This window comes from Streptococcus suis, from assembly GCF_016743335.1.
Classification (GTDB): Bacteria; Bacillota; Bacilli; order Lactobacillales; family Streptococcaceae; genus Streptococcus; species Streptococcus suis_Y.
Window position 1 is genome coordinate 1 of the sequence record NZ_WCJE01000104.1, and the last position, 683, is coordinate 683.

General features: G+C 46.3%; 1 protein-coding gene. It reads right to left on the reverse strand.

The window, feature by feature from the left end; genetic code table 11:
* On the reverse strand, positions 1–683 hold a 683-nt coding region (locus F9856_RS12050; RefSeq protein ID WP_202106733.1), incomplete at both ends, for a discoidin domain-containing protein.

A 683-nucleotide genomic window follows, 5' to 3' on the forward strand; every position in this document is an offset into this window, starting at 1 on the left:
GGGAATGCCTGCCCACCTTGAAGACTTACGGACTCCGCTTCTTGGGCTGAGATACGTAGCTCACGAACCGCATACCATTTTTTGACGACTTGCTCTTCATTTCTCACACGGATATACCGAGCGAGAAGGTCGGTAGACTGTTCAAAGCGCTCAGCCGTTGCTGATGAAGCGATTGGGTAGTAGGTCTCACCATCTATTGAGTATTCTACTGTGTAGCGATTCATCCTATCCGTTACATTTTTCTGATTTCCTTGTAAGTAGAAAATATTTCGAACACGTTTCACGCCTTGTAGATCAACCCCTAGATAGGCTCCAGCAGGAATATTATCTCCTTGACCATTGAAATTATGATAGGTCACAAAAGTTGTATCATTTCCATCAATGGCATTGCTCTCAGGACCACTCTGAATATTACTCAAATCAGGAGATGTGATTAGGCTCGCCCCTTCGACTCGACTTGGTGTCACTTGGTCACTTGTTCGATAAAGGGATACTCCTGCTCGACTGACCGCAACTTTATAAACAAGCGGTTCCACCATGTAGCCCGCTGGTGGCGCTGTTTCAACAAGGGTGTAAGAACCGTAGGTCAGGTTAGTAAACACGAAGTCTTCTGTCGCAGCATGTGTCTGAACGGCTGATGCTGCGGTTGCATCATTGTCCTTGGTCAATGTAAAGGTCATCTG